The following is a 24851-nucleotide window of genomic DNA, read 5'->3' as shown; positions in this document are numbered from 1 at the left end:
GCGTGTCTTTCCCGGGGGGCTCCCGTATCCTTGCCGCATGCGTAAAGACCCTGTCGAATGGATCCTGCGCGGCCTGTACTCGGCCGTGCTCTACATCCTGCTGCCGATCACCGTGTACCACCTGGTCTGGCGCGGTTTCCGGGTCCGTGAATACTTCCGGCGCTGGGACGAGCGTTATGCCTCGTATCCGCAGCCGACCGGCCAGCCGCGGGTCTGGCTGCACGCGGTCTCGGTGGGCGAGGTCAATGCCGCCGCGCCGCTGGTGAATGCCCTGCGCCAGCAGCGTCCGGACATCCGCTGGGTCATCACCACCATCACCCCGACCGGTTCGGAGCGCGTGCGCGCGCTGTGGGGAGACGCGCTGGATCACGTCTATCTGCCGTACGACGTACCGGGCAGCGTCAACCGCTTCCTCGGCCATTTCCAGCCCAGCCTGGCACTGATCCTGGAAACCGAGCTGTGGCCGAACATGCTGTTCGGCTGCCGCGACCGTCGCATCCCGGTCTACATCCTCAACGCCCGCCTGTCCGCGCGTTCGCTGCGCGGTTACCGGGTGCTGGCGGCGCTGATCCGCCGTGCGCTGCGCACGGTCACCTGCGTGGCCGCGCAGTCGCAGGACGACGCCGAGCGCTTCGTGCAGCTGGGTGCTGCGCGTGAACAGGTGCAGGCGCTGGGCAACCTCAAGTTCGATATCGCCACGCCGGATGTGCAGGGCTTCGTCGAGCAGTTCCACGCCTGCGTGCCCGCCGGGCGCCCGGTGTGGATCGCGGCCAGTACCCACGATGGTGAGGAGCAGGCGGTGATCGACCTGCATCGGCGCCTGCGCCAGCAGCACCCCGACCTGTTGTTGCTGTGGGCGCCGCGGCACCCCGAGCGCTTCCCGAAGGTGGAGGCGCTGGCGCGCGAGCAGGGCTGGAACGTGACGACCCGTCGCGCGAAGCAATGGCCGGAGGCCGGCACGGATGTATTCGTCATCGACACGCTGGGTGAGCTGATGCCGTTCTATGCCTGCGCGCAGGTCGCCTTCGTCGGCGGCAGCCTGCAGCCGATTGGTGGCCACAATCTGCTGGAACCGGCGGCGATGGGCACTGCCGCTGTGACCGGTCCGCACCTGCACAACTTCGCCGAGATCTCACGGCGCATGCGTGAGGCCGGTGCCTTGCTGATCGGCGAGGACGTGCAGGCGGTAGGTGACCTGCTGCAGCACCTGCTGGGCGACGCAGCGGCGCGCGAGGACATGGCCCGTGCTGGATGCACGCTGGTCAGCAATGGCCGCGGTGCCCTGCAGCGCACGTTGGCGCTGGTCGCGCCACATCTGCCGCCGCCGCGCAGCTGAGCCGGGCAGCAACACCGCCAGGGCGGACACTACGTGGACCGACTGACGTGATCGACTGCATCAATTCTGCTTAGCAGCCGGATTCCTGTCGCAGCAGGACCGGATGCGTGGCTGCGAACGTGTTTGTGGTCACATCGCGATGCGCACGGTACGGATTCTGATACCGCCCTTTGGCGCAGGCTGCCAGCCTGCTGTCGACCGCGCATGGGCGGAATCAAGAGGGCTTGCGATGGACAGCGACAACCGCCGTGGCCGGCACGCGCTGCTGGGAATGGATCACTTCGCGTTGGTGGCGTTGACCCTGTTGCTGGGGGGCAGCGTGATCGCCCTGGTCGGCCAGTACACCGCCGCCCAGGCCGGCCCGGCCATCGTACTGAGTCTGCTGCTGGCCGCACTGGGCACAGCGCCGATGCTGTATTGCCTGCACGTGCTGAACCGGCAGCAGCCGGAAGCCGATGGCCTGCACGGCCCGCTGCGGGCCGCCTGGGGCCCGGCAGTCGCGCGCCTGCTGGGTACTGTGCTGCTGCTGGAGCTGGTGGTGACCAGCGCCGGCGTGGCGCAGTCCATGGCGGGCCACGCGCGTGCGGTGTTTGCCAGTCGCGGTATTGAAACCGGCAGCGCATTGCCGGATCCGGTGATGGCCGTCACCAGCCTGCTGGTGCTGGGGGCGTTCGTGTTGCTGCCTCCGCGTCGCATCGCGCTGATGGTCTGCGTGCTGTTGACGGCGAAGATCGGTGTTGGGCTGTTGCTGCTGGCGCTGGCGGTCCGCCATGTGCACTACGCGAACTGGATTCCGTGGCTGCCGGACGCCACCGCGCCCTATCGGTTCGGACCCGGCGGGGTGCTGGCGGCAAGCGTGCCCTTGCTGGCGGTGTTTGCCAGTGTGGGTCTGGCATTGGGGTTTCCTGGGCGTGGCCCGCAGCTGCGTGCGCGGTCACCAGGGCTGCTGGCGGCCGCGCTGCTGCTGGCAATGCTGCTGCTGATCGTGCTGGCGGCGTTGCAGGCCGGCCTGGTCGAGTTCCCGGCATTGGCCAGTACGCGGCCGTTGTCGGTGGCATTGCAGGGCCATCCGCAGTTGCAGTGGCTGCTGCCGTTGCTGCCGCTGGCGGGCATGGCCGGGTTGGCAGCACTGCTGCTGGTGCTGTTGTCGTTGGCCACACATCTGGCAGCGCAGCTCTGGCCTGTGGCCGCGGATGAAGCGCCCGGGTTCCGGACGCGGCTGATACCGGTCACCGTGGTGCTGGCGGCGCTGCTGGCGTTGGGAACACCCGTCGATGCATTGCCGGTGCTGCCGGGCCCGGCCACCCTGCTGGTGATGGCGGCTTTGTGCCTGGCAGCACTGCGTGTGCGCGCGCCTATGCCGGGGGCTGCGATGGTGCTTGCGCCCCTGGCCGCGGCGCTGTGCGTGCTGGCCGCAGTGGAGCGGGCAGGCGCGTGGCCGGGCTGACGGCCGGCGGATCTGCGCCATGCCTGGGTGGGGCCGTACGCGCTGCCCACAAAAAAGCCACCCTCCCGGGTGGCTTCTTCGTTGCCGGCAGGGCGACGACTCAGTGCGTGGTCGTCGACGGGTTGCCCGCGTCCTGAGTCAGCAGGCGGTTCACGTCCTGCAGCTCGGCCACGTCCAGCGCACCCAGCGACTGGCTCAGCAGCAGGCGGTTCTGCAGGAAGGTGTAGCGGGCCTGTGCATAATCCAGCTGCGCCGAGAACAGGATGCGCTGGTTCTGGATCACGTCCAGCACGGTACGGGTACCGACTTCCAGGCCGACCTGCGACGCGTCGTACGCGCTCTGCGCCGAGACCACCGCCAGGCGCCGGGCTTCCACTTCGCTGATGCCCTGCACCAGGGTCTGGTAGGCATTGCGGGTGTTGCGGTCCAGGGCACGCTTCTGCTGCTCGTAGCCGTCCTGGGCGATGTCGCGCTGGGCCAGTGCCTGGCGCACGCCGGACTGGGTGGCACCACCGGCGAAGATCGGCACGCTCAGGGTCAGCCCGATGCTGTTGGTGCGTGCATCCGGCGACAACGAGCCGGCACCGGTGCTGTCACCCCAGGTTGCGCTCTTGCCCCAGCTGCCGCCCAGCGACAGGGTCGGGTAATGGCCGCCACGAGCGGCCTGCACGCCAGCCTCGGCGGCGCTGACCTTCAGTTCCTGGGCCTTCAGCGCCGGATTCTGGTTGGTGGCCTGGTGCACCAGCTCATCGATGTTGCCACGGTTGGCCGGCACTTCCGGGCGGAAGTCCGCCGGCAGGCCGCGCAGGTTGACCACCGGCTGGCCGGTCAGTTCGGTCAGGGCCTGGTAGTTATCGGCCAGGGTGTTCTGCGCAACGATGGTGTTGGCACGCGCCTGGTCGTACTGGGCGCGTGCTTCGTGCACGTCGGTGATCGGCGCCAGGCCCACTTCCAGGCGCTTGTCGGCGAAGTCGAACTGCTTCTTCGCGGCCGCTTCATTGGTCTGTGCGGCGTTCAGCGATTCGATCGCCACCAGCACGTTGAAGTAGGCCGCCGAGGTGCGCACGATCAGGCTGTCGTTGGCCGAATCGAGGGTGAAGTCCGCCGCCTTGCTCAGCTCGCGCTGCGAACGCAGGTTGTTGATCTGGGTCCAGTTGAACAGCGTCTGGCTCCCTTCGATGGTGTAGTTGCGGCGCTTGCTGGTCACGGTACCGGTGTTGGCGTCATGGTCCGCCTCGCTGCGCGAGCGGTTCAGCGTGGCCTGGCCGTTGATCTGCGGCAGCAGGGCAGCGCGGGCCTGCACGGCGCCTTCCTTGTCGTACAGCCGGGTGGATTCGGCGGCGGACAGCTGCGGATCGCCATTGCGCGCCATTTCGTAGACCTGCAGCAGGTCGGCGGCATGGGCGGACAACGGCAGCAGGGCAGTGGCCAGCGCAACAGCGAGGGATCGGCGGATCATTGCGGCTTCCTTGGACTCAGAGGTGGAACTGGGGGGCCGGGGCGGCACCACGCAGGTAATCGATATCGGTCTCGAACAGGGACTCGGTGCTGCCGTCGGCCTTGACCAGCAGGGCCTCCATCGCCGGCGAACGGCCATGGATCACGAACAGGCGACCACCCGGACGCAGCCACGAGGCGAACTGTGACGGCACCACGTCGACCGCACCAGTGACACAGATCACGTCAAAGCGGCGTTCGGTCTGCCAGGACAGGGCGTCAGCCACTTCCACGCGGACGTTGGTGCCCAGGCCGGAAGCGTCCAGGCGGGCACGCGCGGCGGCGGCCAGTTCCGGGTCGATCTCCAGGCTCAGCACGTCGCGCGCCAGCGCGCCGATGCAGGCTGCCAGGAAGCCGCTGCCGGTGCCGATTTCCAGCACTTCGTCACCCGGCTGCAGATCCAGTGCCTGCAAGGTACGGCCCTCGATGACCGGCTTCATCATCTTCTGGCCATGGCCGATCGGGAGTTCAACATCGGCGTAGGCCAGCGCCCGGTGCGCGTCGGCGACGAAGGCCTCGCGCGGCAGGCGGGCCAGGACGTCGAGCACCTTGATGTCCAGCACGTCCCAGGGACGGATCTGCTGTTCCACCATCAGTTCGCGGGCGTGGGCGTAATCAATCGTCATGAGGTTCAAATCCAGCGCAGTGGGCCGGCCATTTTACCGGTGCCGGAGGCCGGCGGCGCGCCCAGAGCATCAGCTGCCGGGTGGCCGGGGTCGCAGTGCCGGAAGTCATCGCGACCTCCGGTTCGTTCAGTTTTGGTTATCCGGCCGTCCCGGCCCCTCGCGGCGCGTAGGCGCGCAGGAAGAAGTCGATGCTGGCGGTCACATGGGCAAGAGGGTCGCACTCCACCGGTGACAGTGGCATGCCGCACATCATATGCATGTGCACTTCGCCCTTGACCAGGGTCAGGAACTGCTGGCCGGCCAGGTAATAGTCGGGGATGTCCAGTTCGCCGCGTTCGCCGCGCGCGCGCAGGAAGTCGGCCAGGGCCTCGCAGGTGCGTTCCGGGCCGGCCTGCCAGAACAGCTCGCGCAGGCGTTCGTCGGTCTCCGGCGCCATCATCATGCGCTGGATCGAGATCGCCGCGTCGGAGGTGATCAGCTCGAAGAAGGCCAGGCCGATGCCGATCAGCTGGTCGCGCAGCGGACCATCCGCGTCGGCCACGAACAGCGCGTCGGGCAGCATTTCAATGCACTTTGACTGCACGGCCTCGGAGAACAGGGTCTCCTTGTCGCCGAAGTGGCTGTACACAGTCAGCTTCGAGACGCCAGCCTGAGCGGCGATGGTGTCCATGCTCACGCCGGTATAGCCCTGTTCGATGAACAGTGCCTTGGCTGCTTCAAGGATCGCCGCGCGCTTGCCGAGGTCCTTGGGGCGCCCGGGTCCGGCGGCCTTGGCAGCGGGCTTGGCCGACGGCTTGCGGGAAGTGGGAGAACTCATCGCGACAATACTAGACCAAGCGGTTCGATATTTATACTATACCGGCCGGTTTATTAAATTGGGCCGGCAGTCGCGGCTCCCCCCTTAGTTGCAACCCTGCGTTTTCAGGACGTTGACCGATGAAGATCGTGCGCTGGATGGGCGGTATGGTGTGGGTGGCTGCGCTGGCAGCCTGTTCGGGACAGGAACAGGCGCCACAGGCGGCCGTACCGGTGCTGGTGGTTCACCCCGGCGAACAGGCCGGGCAGGCCCCGGCGGCGTTCCCGGGCACGGTGCGTGCCCGGCAGGAAAGCCCGCTGTCGTTCCGCGTCGGTGGCAACCTGGTCAAGCGCCATGTCGATGCCGGGCAGCGGGTCAAGAAGGGCGATGTGCTGGCCGAGCTGGACGTGGCCGACTTCGCGTTGCAGGCCCGCGCCTCGCAGGCGCAGCTGGCTGCGGCCGAAGCCGATCTGGTACGTGCCCGCGATGACCTCAAGCGCTACCAGGTGCTGGCCGACCAGCAACTGGTCAGCCGCTCGCAGCTGGACCAGCAGTCCGCCGCCTTCAAGGCCGCGCAGGGCCAGGCCAACGCCGCCCGCGCCAACCTTGATGTGCTGCGCAACCAGGCCGATTACGCCCAGCTGCGCGCACCGGCCGACGGCGTGATCGCCAGCCGCGAGGCCGAGGCCGGGCAGGTGGTGTCGGCCGGCCAGACCATCTTCAACCTGGCCGCCGATGGCGGGCGCGAAGTGCTGATCGACCTGCCCGAGGCCACCATCCGCGACTATGCGGTGGGCCAGCCGGTCGAGGTGGAGCTGTGGAACCGTCCTGGCCAGCGCCTGCCGGGCACGATCCGCGAGATCACCGCCGCCGCCGATCCGCAGGCACGTACCTACGCGACCCGGGTCAGCCTGGCCGCCGATGCGCTGGCCGATGTCGAACTGGGCCAGAGCGCACGTGTCTACAGCAGCGCCGGCCGCCACGGCACCCTGCAGCTGCCGCTGGGCGCGCTGCAGCGCGGTGCCAACGGTACCGCCAGCGTGTGGCTGGTCGACCCGGCCAACAGCACGCTGAAGGCTGCAGCGGTCACCACCGGTGCGTTTGGCAGTGAGACCGTGCCGGTGCTGTCCGGCGTGAGCGCAGGTGACTGGGTGGTTGCTGCTGGTGGCCATCTGCTGCGTGCCGGTCAGCCGGTGATCGCCGTGGACCGGCAGAACCGTCCGGTGCTGAAGCCAGCCGCGCCGGCCGCTGCCGCCAAGGCCAAGGAGTAAGCCGGTGCGCCGCTTCAATCTCTCCGAGTGGGCGCTGGCCAACCGACCCCTGGTGCTGTTCGCGATGCTGGCGTTCGCGCTGATCGGTGCGTGGTCGTACAAGCATCTGGGCCAGTCCGAAGATCCGCCGTTCACCTTCAAGGCGATGGTGGTGCGCACGCTGTGGCCGGGCGCTACCGCCGAACAGGTCTCGCGGCAGGTGACCGAGCCGCTCGAGAAGGCGCTGATGAATACCGGCGAGTACGAGTTCATCCGCTCGTATTCGCGGCCGGGCGAGTCGCAGATCATCTTCATGGCGCGCGACAGCCTGCGGTCCAAGCAGATCCCCGACCTCTGGTACCAGGTGCGCAAGCGTGTGGGGGACATCCGTCCGACACTGCCGCGTGAAATCGTCGGTCCGTTCTTCAACGACGAGTTCGGCGATACCTACGGCAACATCTATGCGTTGACCGGCAAGGGCTTCGACTACGCGGTGATGCGTGATTACGCCGACCGCATCCAGCTGGAGCTGCAGCGCGTGCCCGACGTCGGCAAGATCGACCTGGTCGGCCTGCAGGACGAGAAGGTGTGGATCGAGCTGTCCAACACCCGCCTGGCCACGCTGGGCGTGTCGATGCAGCAGGTGCAGCAGGCACTGGCCGACCAGAACGCGGTCACCGGCACCAGCTTCTTCGAGACCGCCACCGACCGCGTGCAGCTGCGCGTGACCGGCCAGTTCAACGACATCGACGCCATCCGCCAGTTCCCGATCCGTGCTGGCGACCGCACCGTGCACCTGGGCGACATCGCCGAGGTCAAGCGCGGCTTCGCCGACCCGGCGTCGCCGAAGATGCGCTTCATGGGCGAGGAGGCGATCGGCCTGGCCGTGGCAATGAAGGACGGCGGTGACATTCTCAAGCTTGGCGCCAACCTTGATGCCGAGTTCGAACGCCTGCAGAAGACCCTGCCGGCCGGCATGCAGCTTCGCAAGGTGTCCGATCAGCCACAGTCGGTGGAGGAGTCGGTCGGCGAGTTCGTGCAGGTGCTGACCGAAGCCGTAGTGATCGTCTTGCTGGTCAGCTTCTTCTCGCTGGGCCTGCGCACCGGCCTGGTGGTAGGTGTGACCATCCCGCTGGTGCTGGCGATGACCTTCTTCGTCATGCACTACTTCGACATCGGCCTGCACAAGATCTCGCTGGGCGCGCTGGTGCTGGCGCTGGGCCTGCTGGTGGACGATGCGATCATCGCGGTGGAGATGATGGCCACCAAGATGGAGCAGGGCTACGACCGCCTGCGTGCGGCCAGTTTCGCCTGGGAGTCGACCGCGTTCCCGATGCTGACCGGTACGCTGATCACGGCGGCCGGCTTCCTGCCGATCGCCACGGCGGCATCGAGCACGGGTGAGTACACCCGCTCGCTGTTCCAGGTGGTGACCATTGCGCTGGTGGTGTCGTGGATCGCGGCGGTGCTGTTCATCCCGTACCTGGGCGACAAGATGCTGCCGGACCTGTTCAATCCGCAGCCGCCGAAGCCGGGCAGCCTGTCCGCGCGCTGGCTGGCCAAGCGCCAGCAGTGGGCCGACCGCTATCCGGCGCTGGCCAACCTGATCGCGCCGCCGCAGCACGGGCACGACCATGATCCGTACCAGCGCCCGTTCTATCGCAGCTTCCGTCGCTTCCTCGATGGCTGCCTGCGCCACCGCTGGTGGGTGATCGCCGCGACCATCGCCCTGTTCGTGTTCTCGCTGATGATGTTCCGCTTCGTGCCGCAGCAGTTCTTCCCCGATTCGACCCGGCCGGAACTGATGGTGGACATCGAGCTGGCCGAGGGTGCGTCGTTGCGCTCGACCCAGGCCCAGGCCGAGAAGCTGGAGAAGCTGCTGTCCAACCGCGATGGCATCGCCAACTACGTGTCCTACGTGGGCACCGGTTCGCCGCGCTTCTACCTGCCGCTGGACCAGCAGCTGCCGGCCACCAACTTCGCCCAGTTCGTGGTGCTGGCCAAGGACATCAAGTCGCGCGAAAGCACCCGTGACTGGCTGCTGCATGAGGTGATCCCGAAGTTCCCGGACGTGCAGATGCGCGTCACCCGCCTGGAGAATGGTCCGCCGGTCGGTTACCCGGTGCAGATGCGCATCTCCGGCGAGCACATCGAGAAGGTGCAGGCGATCGCACGGCAGGTCGAGGCCAAGGTGCGTGAAAACCCGCACGTGATGAACGTCAACCTGGACTGGAGCGAGCCGAGCAAGGTGGTGCGGTTGGTGATCGACCAGGAGCGTGCGCGCGCGCTGGGTGTGAGCAGTGCCCAGGTCAGCCAGTTCCTGTCCAGCTCGCTGGCCGGGCAGTCGGTGAGCGTGTATCGCGAAGGCAACCGCCAGATCGAGATGCTGCTGCGCGGGCCGGCCGATGAACGCAACCAGCTGGAGCTGCTGTCCAGCCTGTCGATGCCGACCGCCAACGGCGGCAGCATCACGCTGTCGCAGGTGGCGACGATGGAGTACGGCTTCGAGGATGGCATCATCTGGCACCGTAACCGTCTGCCGACGGTGACCGTGCGCGCCGACATCAGTGATGGCATGCAGCCACTGGACGTGGTGCATCAGATCCTGCCGACGCTGGATGGCATCCGTGCCGAACTGCCGAATGGCTACCTGCTGGAAACCGGCGGTACCGTGGAGGATTCGGCACGTGGCCAGAACTCGATCAAGGCCGGCATGCCGCTGTTCCTGGTGGTGGTGGCCACGCTGCTGATGCTGCAGCTGCGCAGCTTCTCGCGTGCGGCGATGGTGCTGGTGACCGCGCCGCTGGGCATCATCGGTGCGACCCTGTTCCTGCTGCTGTTCCGCGCCCCGTTCGGCTTCGTGGCGCTGCTGGGCACGATCGCGCTGGCCGGCATGATCATGCGCAACTCGGTGATCCTGATCGACCAGATCCAGCAGGACATCGATGCCGGGCATGACCGCTGGCATTCGATCATCGATGCCACGGTGCGCCGCTTCCGCCCGATCGTGCTGACCGCGCTGGCGGCGGTGCTGGCGATGATTCCGCTCTCGCGCAGTGCGTTCTATGGCTCGATGGCGATCTCGATCATGGGCGGCCTGATCGTGGGCACCGTGCTGACCCTGGTGTTCCTGCCGGCGCTGTACGCCGCGTGGTTCCGGGTCAAGCCGGACGAATCCGGGGCGTAACGCCCCGGGTTCGGCGGCCACTGCCCTGGTTGGCACTGTTGCACGCATCTACGCATGGCGGGGATTTACCGCAGCGGGTCTTGGCCCTGGTAGGTGCCAACCTTGGTTGGCACTGATGCGCGCATCCACGCATGGCCTGGATCTACTGCAGCTGCAGGCCGTTCCGCAGCACCGGCAGCAGCCATTCGATGAACACCTGCACGCGTTGCGCGCGGTGCTGCCGATGCGGCTGCAACAGGGTCACCGGCAGCGGTTGCGCCACGTGCTGTGGCATCACTTCCACCAAGGTTGGTAGTTTCTGCAGTAGAGCCACCCCATGGGTGGCTGCGGAGGACCAGGCTCAGTCATCCACGCATGGCGTGGATCTACTGATCTGCGTGGCGTGCATCTACGCATGGCCTGGATCTACTGCAGCTGCAGGCCGCTCCGCAGCACCGGCAGCAGCCATTCGATGAACACCTGCACGCGTTGCGCGCGGTGCTGCCGATGCGGTTGCAACAGGGTCACCGGCAGCGGTTGCGCCACGTGCTGTGGCATCACTTCCACCAGCGCACCGGATTGCAGTTCGACCTGCACGTCGTAGCGCGGAATCTGCAGCAGGCCGAGCCCCGCCACGCAGCACGCGATCGAGGCCTCGGCGCTGTTTACCCGTACCCAGCCAGGCATCGGCAGCGTGCGCAGCTGGCCACCGTCCTGCCATTCCCACGGTTCCACCCGCGCCGTGGTCGGCGATGCGTAGTTCACCGCGCGGTGCTGCTGCAGGTCGGCAGGATGCTGCGGTACGCCGTGTTCGCGCAGGTAGGCCGGCGCGGCGACGTTGACGAAGTCGAGCTGTCCCAGCATGCGAGCCACCAGGCTGGAGTCACCCAGCTGGCCGACCCGCAGCACCGCATCACAGCCGTCTTCGATCAGGTTCACCGCGCGGTCGGTCATGCCCAGGTCCACTTCAACCTGCGGATGGCGCGCGAAGAAGTCGGGCAGGGCCGGGGCGAGGATGCGGCGGCCGATGCGGCTGGGCACGTCGATCTTCAGCAGGCCAATCGGTTGCGCGTCATCCTGGCGGAACAGCGATTCGGCGTCTTCAACCTCGGCGATCAGGCGCAGGCAGCGGGCATGGAACACGTCGCCATCGTGGGTGGTGGACACCCGACGGGTCGATCGCTGCAGCAGGCGGGTGCCGAGCCGCTGCTCCAGCTCGGCCACCGCCGCGGAAACGGTGGAGCGGGGCAGGCCGAGCTGGTCGGCGGCGCGGGTGAAGCTGGCGCACTCCACCACCCGGGTGAAGATGCGGAAGCGATCGATCCGGTCCATTGTTCGCCTATTCTGGAAAGTTAAGTCAATGTGGCGGGCTTTATCTGCATTTTCTGCACGATATCGTCGTCAGGGCAGGGTTGCCACCCCGGGCAGCCCCCTCCTGAGACAAACGCCATGACCGACCATTCCCTCAAGGGCAAGACCGTGCTGATCGCCGGTGGCGCCAAGAACCTGGGCGGCCTGCTGGCCCGCGACTTCGCCAGCCAGGGCGCCAAAGCCATCGTCATCCACTACAACAGCGCCGCCACCCAGGCCGATGCAGAAGCAACCGTTGCCGCCGTGCAGGCGGCCGGCAGCAAGGCGGTGGCCCTGCAGGGCGACCTGACGTCGGCGGCAGCGATGGAGCGCTTGTTCGCCGATGCCGTGGCCGCGGTCGGCCGTCCCGACATCGCCATCAATACGGTCGGCAAGGTGCTGAAGAAGCCGATGCTGGAGATCAGCGAAGCCGAGTACGACGAGATGAGCGCGGTCAATGCGAAGACCGCGTTCTTTTTCCTCAAGGAAGCCGGTCGAAACGTCAATGACGGCGGTCGCATCTGCACCCTGGTCACCTCGTTGCTGGGCGCGTTCACACCGTTCTATTCCAGCTATGCCGGCACCAAGGCGCCGGTCGAGCATTTCACACGTGCGGCGTCGAAGGAATTCGGTGAGCGCGGTATCTCGGTGACGGCGATCGGCCCCGGTCCGATGGACACGCCGTTCTTCTACCCGGCCGAGAGTGCCGATGCGCAGGCGTACCACAAGACCGCGGCCGCACTGTCGGCATTCACCCGCACTGGCCTGACCGACATCGCCGACATCGTGCCGTGGATCCGCTTCCTGGTCACCGATGGCTGGTGGATGACTGGGCAGACGATTCTGGTCAATGGTGGGTACACCACCAAGTAACGCAGCCACGCAGGGCGTGGCTCTACTGCGGTGGTGGGTGCCAACCTTGGTTGGCACGGATGGCGCATCCACGCATGGCGTGGATCTACAGTAGAGCCACCCCATGGGTGGCTGCGCACAATGTCCAAAGGGAGGGGCGCCACGCATGGCGTGGCGCTATCGGATCAGTTGAGTTTGGCCAGCACCGCGTCGGTGGCGGCAGCGGTGCTGACGGCCTGGCCCTTCGCCGCCAGATCGGCGGTGAACACGCCATCGTCCAGCACGGCGTGCACGGCGGCTTCCACCGCGGCGGCTTCCGCTTCCAGCCCCAACGAATGGCGCAGCAGCATCGCGGCGCTGAAGATCGTCGCGTACGGATTGGCGATGCCCTTGCCGGCGATGTCCGGGGCCGAACCATGGATCGGCTCGTAGATGCCGACCGCACCGGGTTCGCCGAGCGAGGCCGAGGGCAGCAGGCCCAGCGAGCCGGCCAGCATCGACGCCTCATCGGTGAGGATGTCGCCGAACATGTTCTCGGTGACGATCACGTCGTACTCGCGCGGCTTGGCCAGCAGGTGCATCGCCATCGAATCGACCAGCTGGTGCTCCAGCGCAACGTCCGGGAACTCCTCGCGGCCGATGCGCGCGGCCACGTCACGCCACAGGCGCGAGGTTTCCAGCACATTGGCCTTGTCCACCGAGGTGACCTTGCCGCGACGCTGTTGCGCCAGACGGAACGCACTGCGCAGCACGCGCTCGATCTCGGCCACGGTGTAGCGGCACAGATCGCTGGCGCTGTCGGCGTCGCGGGTCTTGTCGCCGAAATAGATGCCACCGGTCAGTTCACGCACCACCACGAAGTCCACCCCCTGCAGCAGCTCGGCCTTGATCGGCGAGGCGTGCAGGGCGGCTTCATGGGTACGCACCGGGCGCAGGTTGGCATACAGGCCCAGCGCCTTGCGGATCGCCAGCAGGCCCTGCTCCGGGCGCACCTTGGCATTCGGGTCGGACCACTTCGGGCCGCCGACTGCACCCAGCAGTACGGCGTTGGCGGCCTGGCAGGCGGTCAACGTGGAGGCGGGCAATGGCTCGCCATGGCGATCGATGGCGACGCCACCGATGTCGTGCTCGCTGAAGGTGAAGGTGTGGTTGAAGCGTTCGGCGACGGCCTTCAGGACGGCGACTGCCGCGGCGGCCACTTCCGGGCCAATGCCATCACCGGGCAGGACAACAATTTCAGCGTGCATGCTCACTCTCGTAGCGTTCGATTTCAGGGACACGGCCCAACAGATACCCCAACTGGTTGACACCTTCCAGCAGGCAGGTCTGCGAGAAGCCATCCAGCGGGAAGGAATAGACGCGACCATCTGGCGTGCGCAGTTCGCGCGCGGCCACGTCGATGGTCAGCTCGTCGTCCGGGCGCTGCATCAGCGCCTGCACATCGGCCTCGTCCAGCACGATCGGCAGCAGGCCGTTCTTCAGCGAGTTGCCGCGGAAGATGTCGGCGATCTCGCTGCTGACGATGGCACGCAGGCCGAGGTCGGTCAGCGCCCATGGTGCATGCTCGCGCGAGGAACCGCAGCCGAAGTTGCGGCCCGCCAGCAGGATGCTGCGGCCGGCGTTGTGTGGCTGGTTGAAGGCGAAGTCGGCCACCGGGGAACCGTCGGCCTGCCAGCGCCAGTCATTGAACGCGTTGCGGCCGAGGCCGGCACGTTCGGTGGTGGACAGGAACCGCGCCGGAATGATCTGGTCGGTGTCGATGTTGGTCTGCGCCAGCACCACGCTGGACGAGGTCAGGGTATGGAAACCGGCCATCACGCCACCTCCTGCGCGAACAGTTCGCGGGTATCGGCGACGTGCCCGTTCACCGCGGCCCACGCCGCGCTCATCGGCGAGGCCAGCAGCGTGCGCGAACCGGGGCCCTGGCGCCCCTCGAAATTGCGGTTGCTGGTGCTCACGGCCAGCTGGCCGGGCGCGACCAGATCGCCGTTCATGGCGATGCACATCGAGCAGCCCGGCTCGCGCCACTCGGCACCGGCCGCGCGCACGATCTCGTCGATGCCCTCGGCCTCGGCCTCGCGCTTGACGATCTCCGAGCCTGGCACCACCAGCATGCGTACCCGCTCGGCGACGCGACGACCGCGCAGCACCTGCGCGACTTCGCGCATGTCGCTCAGGCGGCCGTTGGTGCACGAGCCGACGAACACCACGTCCACGGGTGTACCGGCCAGCGCCTTGCCGGCCTGGAAATGCATGTAGTCCAGGCCTTTCTGTGCGGCAGCATCGTTGGCCGCCGGAATCGGCGCATCCACCGCGATGGCGGTGCCCGGATGGGTGCCCCAGGTCAGGGTCGGGCGGATATCGGCAGCGTCGATGTGCACTTCACTGTCGAAACGCGCGCCCTCATCGCTGCGCAGCTGCTGCCAGCGTGCCACGGCGGCGTCGAAGTCGGCGCCCTTGGGTCCGCGCGGGGTCGCGGCGACGAAGTCGAAGGTGACCTGGTCCGGCGCCACCATGCCGGCACGTGCACCGGCCTCGATCGACATGTTGCACAGGGTCATGCGCTGTTCCATGTCCATCGCTTCGATGGTGCTGCCACGGAACTCGATCACGTGGCCGGTGCCACCATTGACGCCGATCACGCCGATGATGTGCAGGACCACGTCCTTGGCGCCAACGCCGGGTGCCAGTGGCCCATCAACGGTGATCGCGAAGGTCTTCGCCTTGCGCTGCAGCAGGCACTGCGTGGCCAGCACGTGGCCGACCTCGCTGGTACCGATGCCGAACGCCAGCGAACCGAACGCACCATGGGTGGAGGTGTGGCTGTCGCCGCAGACGATGGTCATGCCGGGCTGGGTGAAGCCCTGCTCGGGCGCGATCACGTGGACGATGCCGCGGTTGTCCGAAGCCATGTCGAACAGTTCGATGCCGTGCTCTGCGCAGTTGCGTGCCAGCGTGGCGACCTGTGCCTCGGACGCCGCGCTGGCATAGGGCAGCGTGCCATCGGCGGCAGCCGGCAGGGTCGGCGTGGAGTGGTCCATCGTCGCCTTGGTGCGATCCGGGCGGCGCGGCGACAGGCCGCGCTCGCGCAGTTCGGTGAACGCCTGCGGCGAGGTCACCTCGTGGATCAGGTGCAGGTCGATGTACAGCACGGCGGGCGCGCTGTCGGATTCGGGAACCACCACGTGGGCGTCCCACAGTTTGTCGTACAGGGTGCGGGGTGCGGAAGTCATGCGTGTGCCTGGCAGAAGTACGAAGGTGCGGACATCAGGAAAGATAGCGAAAAGGTCAAGTCAGCGGCGACGGGCAAGCACCCGCAGCCGCACGTAGTCGGCCAGCGGCTGACCGCCGGCGTTGCGCGGCAGCTCGGCCAGCAGAACGGTGGCGGCCTCGCGCACGGTGGCGCGCGCCTCGGCTGGCAGGTCGTCCAGCAGCGGTGCGGCGAATACCCGCAGCCAGCCGGCCACGCCGGTCGGCAGTGCGGTCGGTCGCGGCGTGCACTCGATCAGCTGCACCTGGAAGCCATGCTGGCGCAGGCGGTCGGCGTAGGCATCGGCAGTGGGGAAGTACCACTGGAATGCGCTGGCGCCGTGGCCATGGGCCGCGCGTGCAGCCTGCACCGCCGCGATGATCGTGGCCACGTTGCCATGGCCGCCGAACTCGGCAACGAAGCGGCCGCCCGGGCGCAGTGCGCGGCGCACACCTTCCATCACCCGGTCGGGGTTGCTCATCCAATGCAGCGCTGCGTTGCTGAATACCGCATCGAACTCACTGTCGAACGACAGCGCGTGGCCATCCATCACCTGCGCATCGACGCCGCGCGCACGCGCGGCGATCACCAGCTCCGGCGAGGCATCCACGCCGTGGATGTGCGCGCCGCTGAGCGCCAGCTCAGTGCTGAGCACGCCATCGCCACAGCCCAGGTCGAGGATGCGTTCACCGGCGCGCGGGTCGAGCAGGCGCGATACCGCGCCGCCGAGCAGTGGCACGAAGCCGGCGTCGATCGCATAATCCTGGGCGTTCCACTGCTGGCCAGCGGCGCTGGTCGGGGTGGGGGTGTCGAAGGCGCTCATGGCGGGGTCCTCAGGCGGTGGCGGGGGTGGCAACGTCGGTGTTGCTGTGGGCGGCAGCCTGGCGCTGGCGCAGCAGGCGGTTGGCCACATCCAGCCAGGCCAGCGCAGAGGCTTCGATGATGTCCTTGCTGGTGCCGGTGCCGTCGTACTCCACGCCCTCGTGGCGCACGCTCAGATTGGCTTCGCCGCGCGCATCGGCGCCGATGCCGACGCTGTGCACGTGGTAGCTGTCCAGCATCAGCTGCACGCCGGTAGCGGCCGACAGCGCGCCGAACAGCGCATCGACCGGGCCATCGCCCTGCGCGGTCTCGGCCACGCGGTTGCCGTCCGGGTCGGACAGTTCCACCAGCGCATTGGCGCGGCTGCCGACGTCGCTGATGGTCATCGACGCCAGGCGATAGCCCTGCGCGTTGGAGCCACCCTGCATCAGCGTCTGCAGGTCGGCATCGGTGACCACGCGCTGCTGTTCGCACAGGCCCTTGAACTGCTCGAATACCAGCTTCAGTTCGTCTTCGTCCAGCCAGAAGCCCAGCGCACGCAGGCGCGCTTCGACGGCGGCGCGGCCACTGTGGCGGCCCAGCACCATCTGCGAATCCTCCCAGCCCACGTCTTCCGGACGCATGATTTCGTAGGTGCCGCGGTGGCGCAGCATGCCGTGCTGGTGGATGCCCGATTCGTGGGCGAAGGCATTGGCACCGACGATGGCCTTGTTGCGCTGTACCGGCATGCCGACCAGACGCTGCAGCAGCTGCGAGGTGCCGACGATGCGCGGGGTGTTGATCGAACTGTCCTGTTCGTAGAAAGCCTGGCGCACCTTCAGCACCATCGCGATCTCTTCCAGCGAGCAGTTGCCGGCGCGCTCGCCGATGCCGTTGATGGTGCACTCGACCTGGCGCGCGCCGCCTTCGATGGCGGCCAGCGAGTTGGCCACGGCCAGGCCCAGGTCGTTGTGGCAGTGCGCGCTGAAGATCACATTGGTGGCATTCGGCACGTCGGCGACGCCGGCGATGACCTGATGGAACATCGCGCGGATCTCTTCCGGCGTGGTGAAGCCGACGGTGTCGGGCAGGTTGATGGTGGTGGCGCCGGCAGCGATGGCCACGCGCGCGACTTCGATCAGGTAGTCCAGCTCGGTGCGGGTGGCATCCTCGGCCGAGAATTCGACATCGTCGATATAGGACCGGGCCAGCGATACGTGCTTGCGTACCGACTCCAGTACCTGCTCGCGGGTCATCCGCAGCTTGTGCTCGCGGTGCAGCGGGCTGGTCGACAGGAACACGTGCAGGCGCGGGTTGGCAGCGGCCTCCAGCGCACGTGCGGAGGTTTCGATGTCGGCCTGCAGGCAGCGCGACAGCACCGCCAGGGTCAGGCTCGGGCGGCGCAGTTCGCGGCCGATCAGTGCCATCGCCTCACGGTCGGACTGCGAGCTGGCCGGGAAGCCGGTCTCGATGATGTCCACGCCCAGTTCGTCCAGCGCACGCGCCATCACCAGCTTCTGCGGCGGGCTCATGCTGCAGCCGGGGGACTGCTCGCCGTCACGCAGGGTGGTGTCGAAGATGCGGATGCGCGGGGTGGTAATTCGTTCGATGGTGGTCACAGGGAAATCTCCTCGACAGCGGGTGCGACGGCTTGCAGGGGGGAAGGGGAAGACGTGGGGGAAGCGATGGCGCTGGCCTTGGCGGGCGAGCGCGGTGTTTCGCTGCGCCGTCGCCGTGGTTTGCGTGGCGGGCGCGGGCGGATGTCGGTGAGCAGGCCGGCCAGGACGCCGGCATCGATGTTGCCGCCGGAGACCACCGCACACTTGCGGCGGCCGGCGACGCGGCGGCCGGCGGCCAGCGCCAGCGCACCGGCGCCCTCGGCGATGATGTGTTCTTCCAGTGCCAGGCGGACCAGGGTTTCGCGCAGTTCGGCTTCGCGCACGATCACCACGTCGTCCAGCAGCGAGGTGCACAGGCGGCGGGTCAGGAAGCCGGGAATCTTCACCCGCACGCCGTCGGCCAGCGAGGCAACGGGGGCAATCTCGCGCACATCGCCGCGGATCGCGCGGGCCATCGAATCGACGCCCTCGACCTGCGCACCGACGACGCGGACGCCCTGTGACTTCAGCGCCAACGCAACGCCGGAGGCCAGGCCGCCGCCGCCGATCGGCACGATCACCACGTCCGGCGCGTGCGCGGCCAGCTCGATGCCGACCGTGCCCTGGCCGGCGATCACGTCGGCATCGTCGAACGCGGACAGGAAGCGGTAGCCGTGGCGTTGTGCCAGTTCGACCGCGAAGGCGTAGGCCTCGTCATAGCTGGTGCCGTGCTGGCGCACGGTCGCGCCCCAGTGGGCGACGCCGGCGATCTTGGTGGCCGGTGCGCCGTGCGGCATCACGGTGATGGCCGGCACGTCCAGGCGATAGGCCGCCCACGCCACGCCCTGGGCATGGTTGCCGGCCGAGGCGCAGATCACCGGCCGGGTGTCGCCGCGCTCGCGGCCGGCCAGCAGCGCGTTCAATGCACCGCGTACCTTGTAGGAGCCGGTGCGCTGCAGGTTTTCCAGCTTCAGCCAGGTGCCGAAGCGCTCGGCATGGTGCAGCGGGGTGGGCGGCAGGAAGCGGCGCAGTCGGGCCTGCGCCGCCAGTACGTCGGCGACGCTTACGTCGCCGACATCGCTTTCCTGGCTGGTGTCAGCGGCCGGCATGGGCCACCAGCGCAGTGCAGAAGACCGCCGCATGCGGGCACGGGCGGCGAAGAAGACGCCTCCGTACCGGCACCGTGGTCGCTACGGTACGGGTGTTCATACGGATGCTCCTTCCACGGCGGTGACCTGCACGGACACGCAGTCGTAGATCTTCTCGATCTGCCGGCACAGCGTTTCCGCCGGACGCTGGCCATCCACCACCAGCTGCAGGTGCCAGCGGCCATCGTCGGCGGCCACCGGCGCACCACTGATCGCACGCGGCGCGAAGCCACGGCGTTCGGCCATGCCGATCACGCGCAGCAGCGCGCCTTCGGCCGGGTGCAGCACCAGGTCAAGCCGGTATTGCATTGGGGGTCTCCTGGCGGGCGTGGGCGGGATTGCTTTCCAGCATCGTGCTGTTGGCAGTGTTCGGCGGCACCAGTGGCCACACGTTGGCGCGTGCATCGATGGCCACGTGCAGCAGCGCCGGGCCTGGTTCGGCCAGCAGTGCGGCCAGGCCGCCTTCCACGTCGTCGCGGTTGTCGATGCGGGTGGCGGCGATGCCGAACACCTGCGCCAGTGCCACGAAGTCCGGGTTGTCGGACAGGTCGATCTCGCTGTAACGCTCGGCGAAGAACAGCTCCTGCCACTGCCGTACCATGCCCAGCGAACTGTTGTCCAGCAGCACGATCTTCACCGGCAGGCGGCAACGCGCGATGGTCGCCAGCTCCTGCACGTTCATCATGAAGCTGCCGTCGCCGGAGACCAGCACCACGGTGCGATCGGGGCAGGCGAACTGCGCACCCATCGCTGCCGGCAGGCCGAAGCCCATGGTGCCCAGCGCGCCACTGGTCAGATGATTGCGCGGGTGGTTGAAACGGCAGTGCTGGGCGACCCACATCTGGTGCTGGCCGACATCGCAGGCGATCACCGCATCGGCCGGTGCCAGCTCGCTCAGGCGCTTCAGCAGGGCCGGTGCGTAGATGTGCTGGCCCGGCGCGTCGTAGCGTGCGGCGAAGCGATCGCGATGCTGTGCACAGCGCTTGCGCCATGCGTCCTGGTGGGCCTTGGGGGAGGGGAAGGCCGCACGCAGGGCGCGGATGGCATGGCCGACGTTGCCGGGCACGGCGACGTCGGCGCTGCGCAGCTTGGAGATCTCGTAGGCGTCGGCGTCGATGTGGACGACGCGGGCGAACGGTGCGAACTCGGCCAGCTTGCCGGTGGCACGGTCATCGAAGCGCGCACCCAGCACCAGCAGCAGGTCGCTTTCCTGCACCGCCATGTTGGCCGCGCGGGTACCGTGCATGCCCAGCATGCCCAGCGACTGCGGGTGGTTGGCCGGCAGCGCGCCCAGCCCACGCAGGGTCATCACCGTGGGGATGGCACTGGCCTCGACGAAGTCGCGCAGGTCCTGCACCGCGTCGCCCAGTGCGATGCCACCACCGGCGTAGACCACCGGCTTTTCGGCGGCTGCCAGTGCGGCGATGGCCTCGGCGATGGCCGCTTCGGCCGGCGCAGGCGGCGGCTCGATGCTGCTCGGCACGTGCGCTGGCAGATGACTGGCATCGGCCAGCTGCACGTCCTTGGGCAGGTCGATCAGCACCGGGCCGGGCCGGCCTTCGCGGGCGATGCGGAACGCATCGGCGACCACGCGCGGCAGGTCATCGACGCTGCGCACCAGCCAGCTGTGCTTGACGATCGGCATCGTCAGGCCGAACACATCCAGTTCCTGGAAGGCGTCGGTGCCCAGCAGCGGCGTGCCGACCTGACCGGTGATGCAGACCATCGGTACCGAATCCAGCATCGCATCGGCAATGCCGGTGACCAGGTTGGAGGCGCCCGGGCCGGAGGTGGCCACGCAGACACCCACCTGGTTGCTGGCGCGGGCAAAACCGTTGGCGGCCAGCGCCGCGCCCTGCTCATGGCGTACCAGGATGTGCTTCAGCGACGAATCCACCAGTGCGTCGTAGAACGGCATGATGGTGCCACCGGGATAGCCGAACAGCGTGCGGACGCCTTCGGCCTCCAGCGCCTGGGTCAGCCAGCGCGCGCCGTTGGGCGGCGCGCTGCGATGTGTCGAAGAGTTCATGGGGGAACCTTGCAAAGCGGGTGGGGGAGGGCCGCGCGGTTACGCGGCCTGTCCTTTCAACCAGACCATCTTGGCGCGCAGTTCCTTGCCCACCTTTTCGATCGGGTGCTCCAGGTCGGCCTGCTTGAACCTGTTGTAGTTCGGCAGGCCCGCTTCGTACTCGGCCACCCAGTTCTTGGTGAAGGTGCCGTCCTGGATGTCCTTCAGGACCTCCTTCATGCGTGCCTTGGTGCCAGCGTCGATCACGCGCGGGCCGCTGACGTAGTCGCCGTACTGCGCGGTCTCGGAGATGAACTCCAGCATGCGCGAGATGCCGCCTTCGTAGAACAGGTCCACGATCAGCTTCAGTTCGTGCAGCACTTCGTAATAGGCGATCTCCGGCTGGTAACCGGCTTCGACCAGGGTTTCGAAACCGGCCTGCACCAGCGCCGAGGCACCGCCGCACAGCACCGCCTGCTCGCCGAACAGATCGGTCTCGGTCTCTTCCTTGAAGGTGGTCTGGATCAGGTTGGCGCGAGCGCCGCCGAGGCCGGCCGCATAGGCCTGCGCGTGCTGCGCAGCCTTGCCGCTGACATCCTGGTAGACCGCCCAGATGCACGGTACGCCGCGCCCGATCTCGTACTCACGACGCACCAGCGCACCCGGGCCCTTCGGCGCAACCAGCACCACGTCCAGGTCGGCGCGCGGCTCGATCATGCCGTAGTGCACGTTCAGGCCGTGCGCGAACAGCAGGCAGGCGCCCTGCTTCATGTTCGGCGCCAGCACGTCGTTGTAGAGCTTCTTCTGCACCATGTCCGGGGTCAGCACGGCGACCAGGTCGGCGTCTTTCACCGCTTCAGCGGGCGCGATCACGGTGAAGCCATCGGCCTGCGCCTTGGCTTCGGTCGGGCCACCCGGACGCAGGCCTACCACCACATCGAAGCCGGATTCGCGCAGGTTCAGTGCGTGGGCGCGGCCCTGGCTGCCGTAGCCGATGACGGCGATCTTGGTCTGGGGCAGGTCGTTGGTGCTCATGGGGGAGGTTCCTTGCGGTGGGAAGAAAAAAGAACGGCCGGTCGTCGAGGTGACGTGCCGGCCGGTCAGGGGAAAGCGGTGGAGGAGGCGCCGCGCATCGCACAGGCACAGCCACCACGAGGCGTCGTGGTGGTGTGGGTCCGGGTTTTGCGTTGGGCGTTGTGCATGGTGGTTGCGTCTGAAACCAGGTCCTGAAATGAAAAAACCCGCACCGGGGCGGGTGCGGGTTTTTGAAGAGTTCCGGTGTGTTTGTTGCTTACACGCTGGCTCGTCCCGCACCTGTTGGTTGGGTAATAAGTACGAGCACAAGAATCGAACGCAGCGAGGCGGCGCCGGTGTCGGCGGCTTCGATGTGGGTTCGCGGTGGCGTGTTGTGATGCAACATGTGATCGAGAGGAACACAACCGTTTCGGCGATGTCAACCCTCGTGACGGATTTTTTATCGGTTTCCGGTGCATCCAGCGCAATCGCTTGCGGCACAAGGATGGTTGCCGCTGAAATTGTTTCGGTGAACCCGAATTCACTCCTTTCAGGGCAGTTTTTGCGCGGAATCCGGCGGATTTTCGCCTTGGTGGGGGCGGACCTTCCGCACCCACCCCAGGATCAACGTCCATGACCTCTGCCCGATACCGCATGCAGGCCGCAGCGGCGAAGATCGAGGGACCACCCTTCCATCGGAACCCGACCGTGTCCCGACGCCTTGCCCGTTCCCTGCTGGCCGCTGCTCTGCTGGCCGCTGTGCCCGCACTGTCTTCCGCCGCCGACCGCATCACCGGCCACACCTTTGCCACCCGTTCGGAGGTGATCGCCCCGCATGCGATGGCCGCCACCTCGCAGCCGCTGGCCACCCAGATCGCGCTGGACGTGATGAAGGGCGGTGGCTCGGCGGTGGACGCGGCGATTGCCGCCAACGCCGCGCTCGGCCTGATGGAGCCCACCGGCAACGGCATCGGCGGTGACCTGTTCGCCATCGTCTGGGACCCGAAGACGCAGAAACTCTACGGCTACAACGGTTCGGGCCGATCGCCGAAGTCGCTCACCCTGGCCGAGTTCCAGCGCCGTGGCCTGAAGGACATCCCGGCCACCGGTCCACTGCCGGTGTCGGTACCGGGCGCTGTCGACGGCTGGTTCGCACTGCACGACCGCTTCGGCCGCAAGCCGATGGCGGACAACCTGGCACCGGCCATCCGTTACGCCCGCGAGGGTCACCCGGTGGCCGAAGTGATCGCCTACTACTGGGACCGCTCGGTGCCCAAGCTGTCGCAGTACCCGGGCTTCAAGGAACAGTTCACGATCAACGGCCACGCCCCGCGCAAGGGTGAGATGTGGAAGAACCCGAACCTGGCCAACACCCTGCAGCAGATTGCCGACGGCGGCCGCGATGCCTTCTACAAGGGCGATATCGCCCGCACCATCGGCGACTATTTCAAGGCCAACGGTGGCTACCTGAGCTACCAGGACATGGCTGACCACCACGGTGAGTGGGTCGAACCGGTCAGCAGCAACTACCGTGGCTACGACGTGTGGGAGCTGCCGCCGAACAGCCAGGGCATCGCCGCGCTGCAGATCCTCAACGTGCTGGAAGGCTACGACTTCTCGAAGATTCCCTTCGGTTCACCGGAGCATGTGCACCTGTTCGTTGAAGCGAAGAAGCTGGCCTTCGCCGATCGCGCGCGCTTCTATGCCGACATGGCGTTCCAGCCGGCGCCGGTGCAGAAGCTGATCTCCAAGGAGTACGCCGCACAGCGCCGCGCACTGATCTCGATGGACAAGGCGCTGAAGGAAGTGCAGCCGGGCACGCCGAAGCAGCTGGAGGAGGGCGACACGATCTACATGACCGTGGCCGACGCCGACGGCATGATGGTGTCGTTGATCCAGTCCAATTACCGCGGCATGGGCAGCGGCATGGCGCCGCCGGGGCTGGGCTTCATCCTGCAGGATCGTGGCGAGATGTTCGTGCTGCAGAAGAATCATCCCAACGGCTATGCACCGGGCAAGCGGCCGTTCCAGACGATCATCCCGGCGTTCATCACCAAGGGCGGCAAGCCGTATGCCAGCTTCGGCGTGATGGGCGGCGCGATGCAGCCGCAGGGCCACGCGCAGATCGTGATGAACCTGGTGGACTTCGGCATGAACCTGCAGGAGGCCGGTGATGCGCCGCGCATCCAGCACGAAGGCTCGACTGAACCGACAGGTCAGGCCACGGCGATGACCGACGGTGGTGAAGTGAATCTGGAAACCGGGTTCCCGTACGAGACGGTGCGTGCGTTGATGCGCAAGGGGCATCGCATCGTGTTCGCCGATGGTCCGTATGGCGGGTATCAGGCGATCATGCGTGATCCCGAGACCGGGGTTTACTACGGTGCTTCGGAGAGCCGCAAGGATGGGCAGGCGGCGGGGTACTGAGGTTTCCCGGCCACCGGGCGCAGCCCCCTCTGCGGTGATGGTTCGTGGAAGCGGGATCATGTGATTGGGCCGGGCGGGTGGGGGACGCCGTGAATCCGTCCCTGGAGGCTTGGCCGCGGCATCCATGCCGCGGACACCCCCCCCCCCCCCCCCCCCCCCCCCCCCCCCACACCCCCCCCCCCCCCCCCCCCGGGCAACCAAAAAAAAATAAAAAAAAAAAACCCAACCCCAACACCCCCCGGGGGTGTGTATGGGGGGGGGAAAATTAAGCGGGTCAAACCAAAC

General features: G+C 67.4%; 19 protein-coding genes and 1 pseudogene. 6 read left to right on the top strand and 14 right to left on the bottom strand.

From position 1 onward, the window contains the following. The first annotated feature begins 37 nt into the window (after window positions 1-37). Both waaA and AC5O77_RS14855 read left to right on the top strand, forming a co-directional pair. Window positions 38-1336 (top strand): lipid IV(A) 3-deoxy-D-manno-octulosonic acid transferase, encoded by a 1299-nt coding sequence (gene waaA / locus AC5O77_RS14860; RefSeq protein WP_049398381.1) that lies wholly within the window; start codon window positions 38-40, stop codon window positions 1334-1336. Window positions 1337-1565: 229 nt separating this feature from the next. Next, entirely contained in the window at window positions 1566-2783 is a 1218-nt protein-coding gene (locus tag AC5O77_RS14855; protein ID WP_494506927.1) for an APC family permease, read from the top strand. Window positions 2784-2883: 100 nt separating this feature from the next. On the opposite strand, the gene AC5O77_RS14850 is transcribed toward AC5O77_RS14855, so the two are convergent. The 3 genes from AC5O77_RS14850 to AC5O77_RS14840 form a co-directional block, all read right to left on the bottom strand. Continuing rightward, complete coding sequence (locus AC5O77_RS14850; RefSeq protein WP_317218219.1) at window positions 2884-4242, bottom strand: TolC family outer membrane protein; 1359 nt, start codon at window positions 4240-4242, stop codon at window positions 2884-2886. Between the two features lie 16 nt (window positions 4243-4258). Then, window positions 4259-4906 (bottom strand): protein-L-isoaspartate O-methyltransferase family protein, encoded by a 648-nt coding sequence (locus AC5O77_RS14845; protein ID WP_049398378.1) that lies wholly within the window; start codon window positions 4904-4906, stop codon window positions 4259-4261. 136 nt (window positions 4907-5042) lie between these two features. Continuing rightward, entirely contained in the window at window positions 5043-5723 is a 681-nt protein-coding gene (locus AC5O77_RS14840) for a TetR/AcrR family transcriptional regulator (protein ID WP_049398377.1), read from the bottom strand. A 119-nt stretch (window positions 5724-5842) separates the two neighbouring features. On the opposite strand from AC5O77_RS14840, the gene AC5O77_RS14835 reads away from it, so the two are divergent. Both AC5O77_RS14835 and AC5O77_RS14830 read left to right on the top strand, forming a co-directional pair. Continuing rightward, a complete protein-coding gene (locus AC5O77_RS14835) occupies window positions 5843-6973 on the top strand; it encodes an efflux RND transporter periplasmic adaptor subunit (RefSeq protein WP_494506926.1) in 1131 nt (376 codons plus the stop codon). A gap of 4 nt (window positions 6974-6977) precedes the next feature. Further along, complete coding sequence (locus tag AC5O77_RS14830) at window positions 6978-10139, top strand: efflux RND transporter permease subunit (RefSeq protein ID WP_100437662.1); 3162 nt, start codon at window positions 6978-6980, stop codon at window positions 10137-10139. Between the two features lie 142 nt (window positions 10140-10281). Here AC5O77_RS14830 and AC5O77_RS14825 read toward each other — a convergent pair. Together AC5O77_RS14825 and AC5O77_RS14820 are read right to left on the bottom strand one after the other, a co-directional pair. Further along, window positions 10282-10425: pseudogene (locus tag AC5O77_RS14825) on the bottom strand (LysR family transcriptional regulator); the annotation flags it as partial. 119 nt (window positions 10426-10544) lie between these two features. Then, a complete protein-coding gene (locus tag AC5O77_RS14820) occupies window positions 10545-11450 on the bottom strand; it encodes a LysR family transcriptional regulator (RefSeq protein ID WP_494506925.1) in 906 nt (301 codons plus the stop codon). Between the two features lie 117 nt (window positions 11451-11567). On the opposite strand from AC5O77_RS14820, the gene AC5O77_RS14815 reads away from it, so the two are divergent. Then, on the top strand, window positions 11568-12341 hold the full coding sequence (locus AC5O77_RS14815; protein WP_494506924.1) for an SDR family oxidoreductase: 774 nt from the start codon (window positions 11568-11570) through the stop codon (window positions 12339-12341). A 164-nt stretch (window positions 12342-12505) separates the two neighbouring features. Here AC5O77_RS14815 and leuB read toward each other — a convergent pair whose 3' ends face one another. The 9 genes from leuB to ilvC form a co-directional block, all read right to left on the bottom strand. Next, window positions 12506-13567, bottom strand: a complete 1062-nt coding sequence (leuB, locus tag AC5O77_RS14810; protein WP_180838222.1) for a 3-isopropylmalate dehydrogenase — start codon at window positions 13565-13567, stop codon at window positions 12506-12508. Then, a complete protein-coding gene (leuD, locus tag AC5O77_RS14805) occupies window positions 13557-14135 on the bottom strand; it encodes a 3-isopropylmalate dehydratase small subunit (protein ID WP_494506923.1) in 579 nt (192 codons plus the stop codon). The genes leuB and leuD overlap by 11 nt, the downstream gene beginning before the upstream one ends. After that, window positions 14135-15553 carry a 3-isopropylmalate dehydratase large subunit gene (gene leuC, locus AC5O77_RS14800; protein ID WP_494506922.1) on the bottom strand — a complete coding sequence of 473 codons (1419 nt, stop codon included), beginning with the start codon at window positions 15551-15553 and terminating at the stop codon, window positions 14135-14137. The genes leuD and leuC overlap by 1 nt, the downstream gene beginning before the upstream one ends. 60 nt (window positions 15554-15613) lie before the next feature. Further along, window positions 15614-16393, bottom strand: coding sequence for a class I SAM-dependent methyltransferase (locus AC5O77_RS14795; protein WP_164081341.1), 780 nt, complete (start codon window positions 16391-16393; stop codon window positions 15614-15616). 10 nt (window positions 16394-16403) lie between these two features. Then, a complete protein-coding gene (locus tag AC5O77_RS14790) occupies window positions 16404-17990 on the bottom strand; it encodes a 2-isopropylmalate synthase (RefSeq protein ID WP_478057768.1) in 1587 nt (528 codons plus the stop codon). Next, window positions 17987-19078 carry a threonine dehydratase gene (locus AC5O77_RS14785; protein WP_032130451.1) on the bottom strand — a complete coding sequence of 364 codons (1092 nt, stop codon included), beginning with the start codon at window positions 19076-19078 and terminating at the stop codon, window positions 17987-17989. Before AC5O77_RS14785 ends, AC5O77_RS14790 begins: the two co-directional genes overlap by 4 nt. Window positions 19079-19174: 96 nt before the next feature. Next, the gene (locus AC5O77_RS14780; RefSeq protein ID WP_014038403.1) at window positions 19175-19426 is read right to left on the bottom strand and encodes an ACT domain-containing protein; all 252 of its coding nucleotides are present in this window, start codon (window positions 19424-19426) and stop codon (window positions 19175-19177) included. Continuing rightward, window positions 19410-21146, bottom strand: a complete 1737-nt coding sequence (gene ilvG / locus AC5O77_RS14775; RefSeq protein ID WP_049398367.1) for an acetolactate synthase 2 catalytic subunit — start codon at window positions 21144-21146, stop codon at window positions 19410-19412. The genes AC5O77_RS14780 and ilvG overlap by 17 nt, the downstream gene beginning before the upstream one ends. Before the next feature lie 39 nt (window positions 21147-21185). Beyond that, complete coding sequence (gene ilvC / locus AC5O77_RS14770) at window positions 21186-22160, bottom strand: ketol-acid reductoisomerase (RefSeq protein ID WP_478057767.1); 975 nt, start codon at window positions 22158-22160, stop codon at window positions 21186-21188. A 612-nt stretch (window positions 22161-22772) separates the two neighbouring features. Between ilvC and ggt the strand changes: the two genes are divergently transcribed. Beyond that, window positions 22773-24566 carry a gamma-glutamyltransferase gene (gene ggt, locus AC5O77_RS14765; RefSeq protein WP_478057766.1) on the top strand — a complete coding sequence of 598 codons (1794 nt, stop codon included), beginning with the start codon at window positions 22773-22775 and terminating at the stop codon, window positions 24564-24566. The last annotated feature ends 285 nt before the right edge of the window (window positions 24567-24851 follow it).

The organism is Stenotrophomonas sp. INTA L402-1 (assembly GCF_059295135.1).
Note: the sequence above shows the minus strand (reverse complement) of the source record. Positions and strands in the feature narration are given on the sequence as shown.

What these genes read in the sequence shown, in the direction of transcription:
- waaA (WP_049398381.1), top strand. Translation starts at nt 38, where the DNA reads ATGCGTAAAGACCCTGTCGAATGGATCCTGCGCGGCCTGTACTCGGCC.
- AC5O77_RS14855 (WP_494506927.1), top strand. Translation starts at nt 1,566, where the DNA reads ATGGACAGCGACAACCGCCGTGGCCGGCACGCGCTGCTGGGAATGGAT.
- AC5O77_RS14850 (WP_317218219.1), bottom strand. Translation starts at nt 4,242, where the DNA reads ATGATCCGCCGATCCCTCGCTGTTGCGCTGGCCACTGCCCTGCTGCCG.
- AC5O77_RS14845 (WP_049398378.1), bottom strand. Translation starts at nt 4,906, where the DNA reads ATGACGATTGATTACGCCCACGCCCGCGAACTGATGGTGGAACAGCAG.
- AC5O77_RS14840 (WP_049398377.1), bottom strand. Translation starts at nt 5,723, where the DNA reads ATGAGTTCTCCCACTTCCCGCAAGCCGTCGGCCAAGCCCGCTGCCAAG.
- AC5O77_RS14835 (WP_494506926.1), top strand. Translation starts at nt 5,843, where the DNA reads ATGAAGATCGTGCGCTGGATGGGCGGTATGGTGTGGGTGGCTGCGCTG.
- AC5O77_RS14820 (WP_494506925.1), bottom strand. Translation starts at nt 11,450, where the DNA reads ATGGACCGGATCGATCGCTTCCGCATCTTCACCCGGGTGGTGGAGTGC.
- AC5O77_RS14815 (WP_494506924.1), top strand. Translation starts at nt 11,568, where the DNA reads ATGACCGACCATTCCCTCAAGGGCAAGACCGTGCTGATCGCCGGTGGC.
- leuB (WP_180838222.1), bottom strand. Translation starts at nt 13,567, where the DNA reads ATGCACGCTGAAATTGTTGTCCTGCCCGGTGATGGCATTGGCCCGGAA.
- leuD (WP_494506923.1), bottom strand. Translation starts at nt 14,135, where the DNA reads ATGGCCGGTTTCCATACCCTGACCTCGTCCAGCGTGGTGCTGGCGCAG.
- leuC (WP_494506922.1), bottom strand. Translation starts at nt 15,553, where the DNA reads ATGACTTCCGCACCCCGCACCCTGTACGACAAACTGTGGGACGCCCAC.
- AC5O77_RS14795 (WP_164081341.1), bottom strand. Translation starts at nt 16,393, where the DNA reads ATGAGCGCCTTCGACACCCCCACCCCGACCAGCGCCGCTGGCCAGCAG.
- AC5O77_RS14785 (WP_032130451.1), bottom strand. Translation starts at nt 19,078, where the DNA reads ATGCCGGCCGCTGACACCAGCCAGGAAAGCGATGTCGGCGACGTAAGC.
- AC5O77_RS14780 (WP_014038403.1), bottom strand. Translation starts at nt 19,426, where the DNA reads ATGCAATACCGGCTTGACCTGGTGCTGCACCCGGCCGAAGGCGCGCTG.
- ilvG (WP_049398367.1), bottom strand. Translation starts at nt 21,146, where the DNA reads ATGAACTCTTCGACACATCGCAGCGCGCCGCCCAACGGCGCGCGCTGG.
- ilvC (WP_478057767.1), bottom strand. Translation starts at nt 22,160, where the DNA reads ATGAGCACCAACGACCTGCCCCAGACCAAGATCGCCGTCATCGGCTAC.
- ggt (WP_478057766.1), top strand. Translation starts at nt 22,773, where the DNA reads ATGACCTCTGCCCGATACCGCATGCAGGCCGCAGCGGCGAAGATCGAG.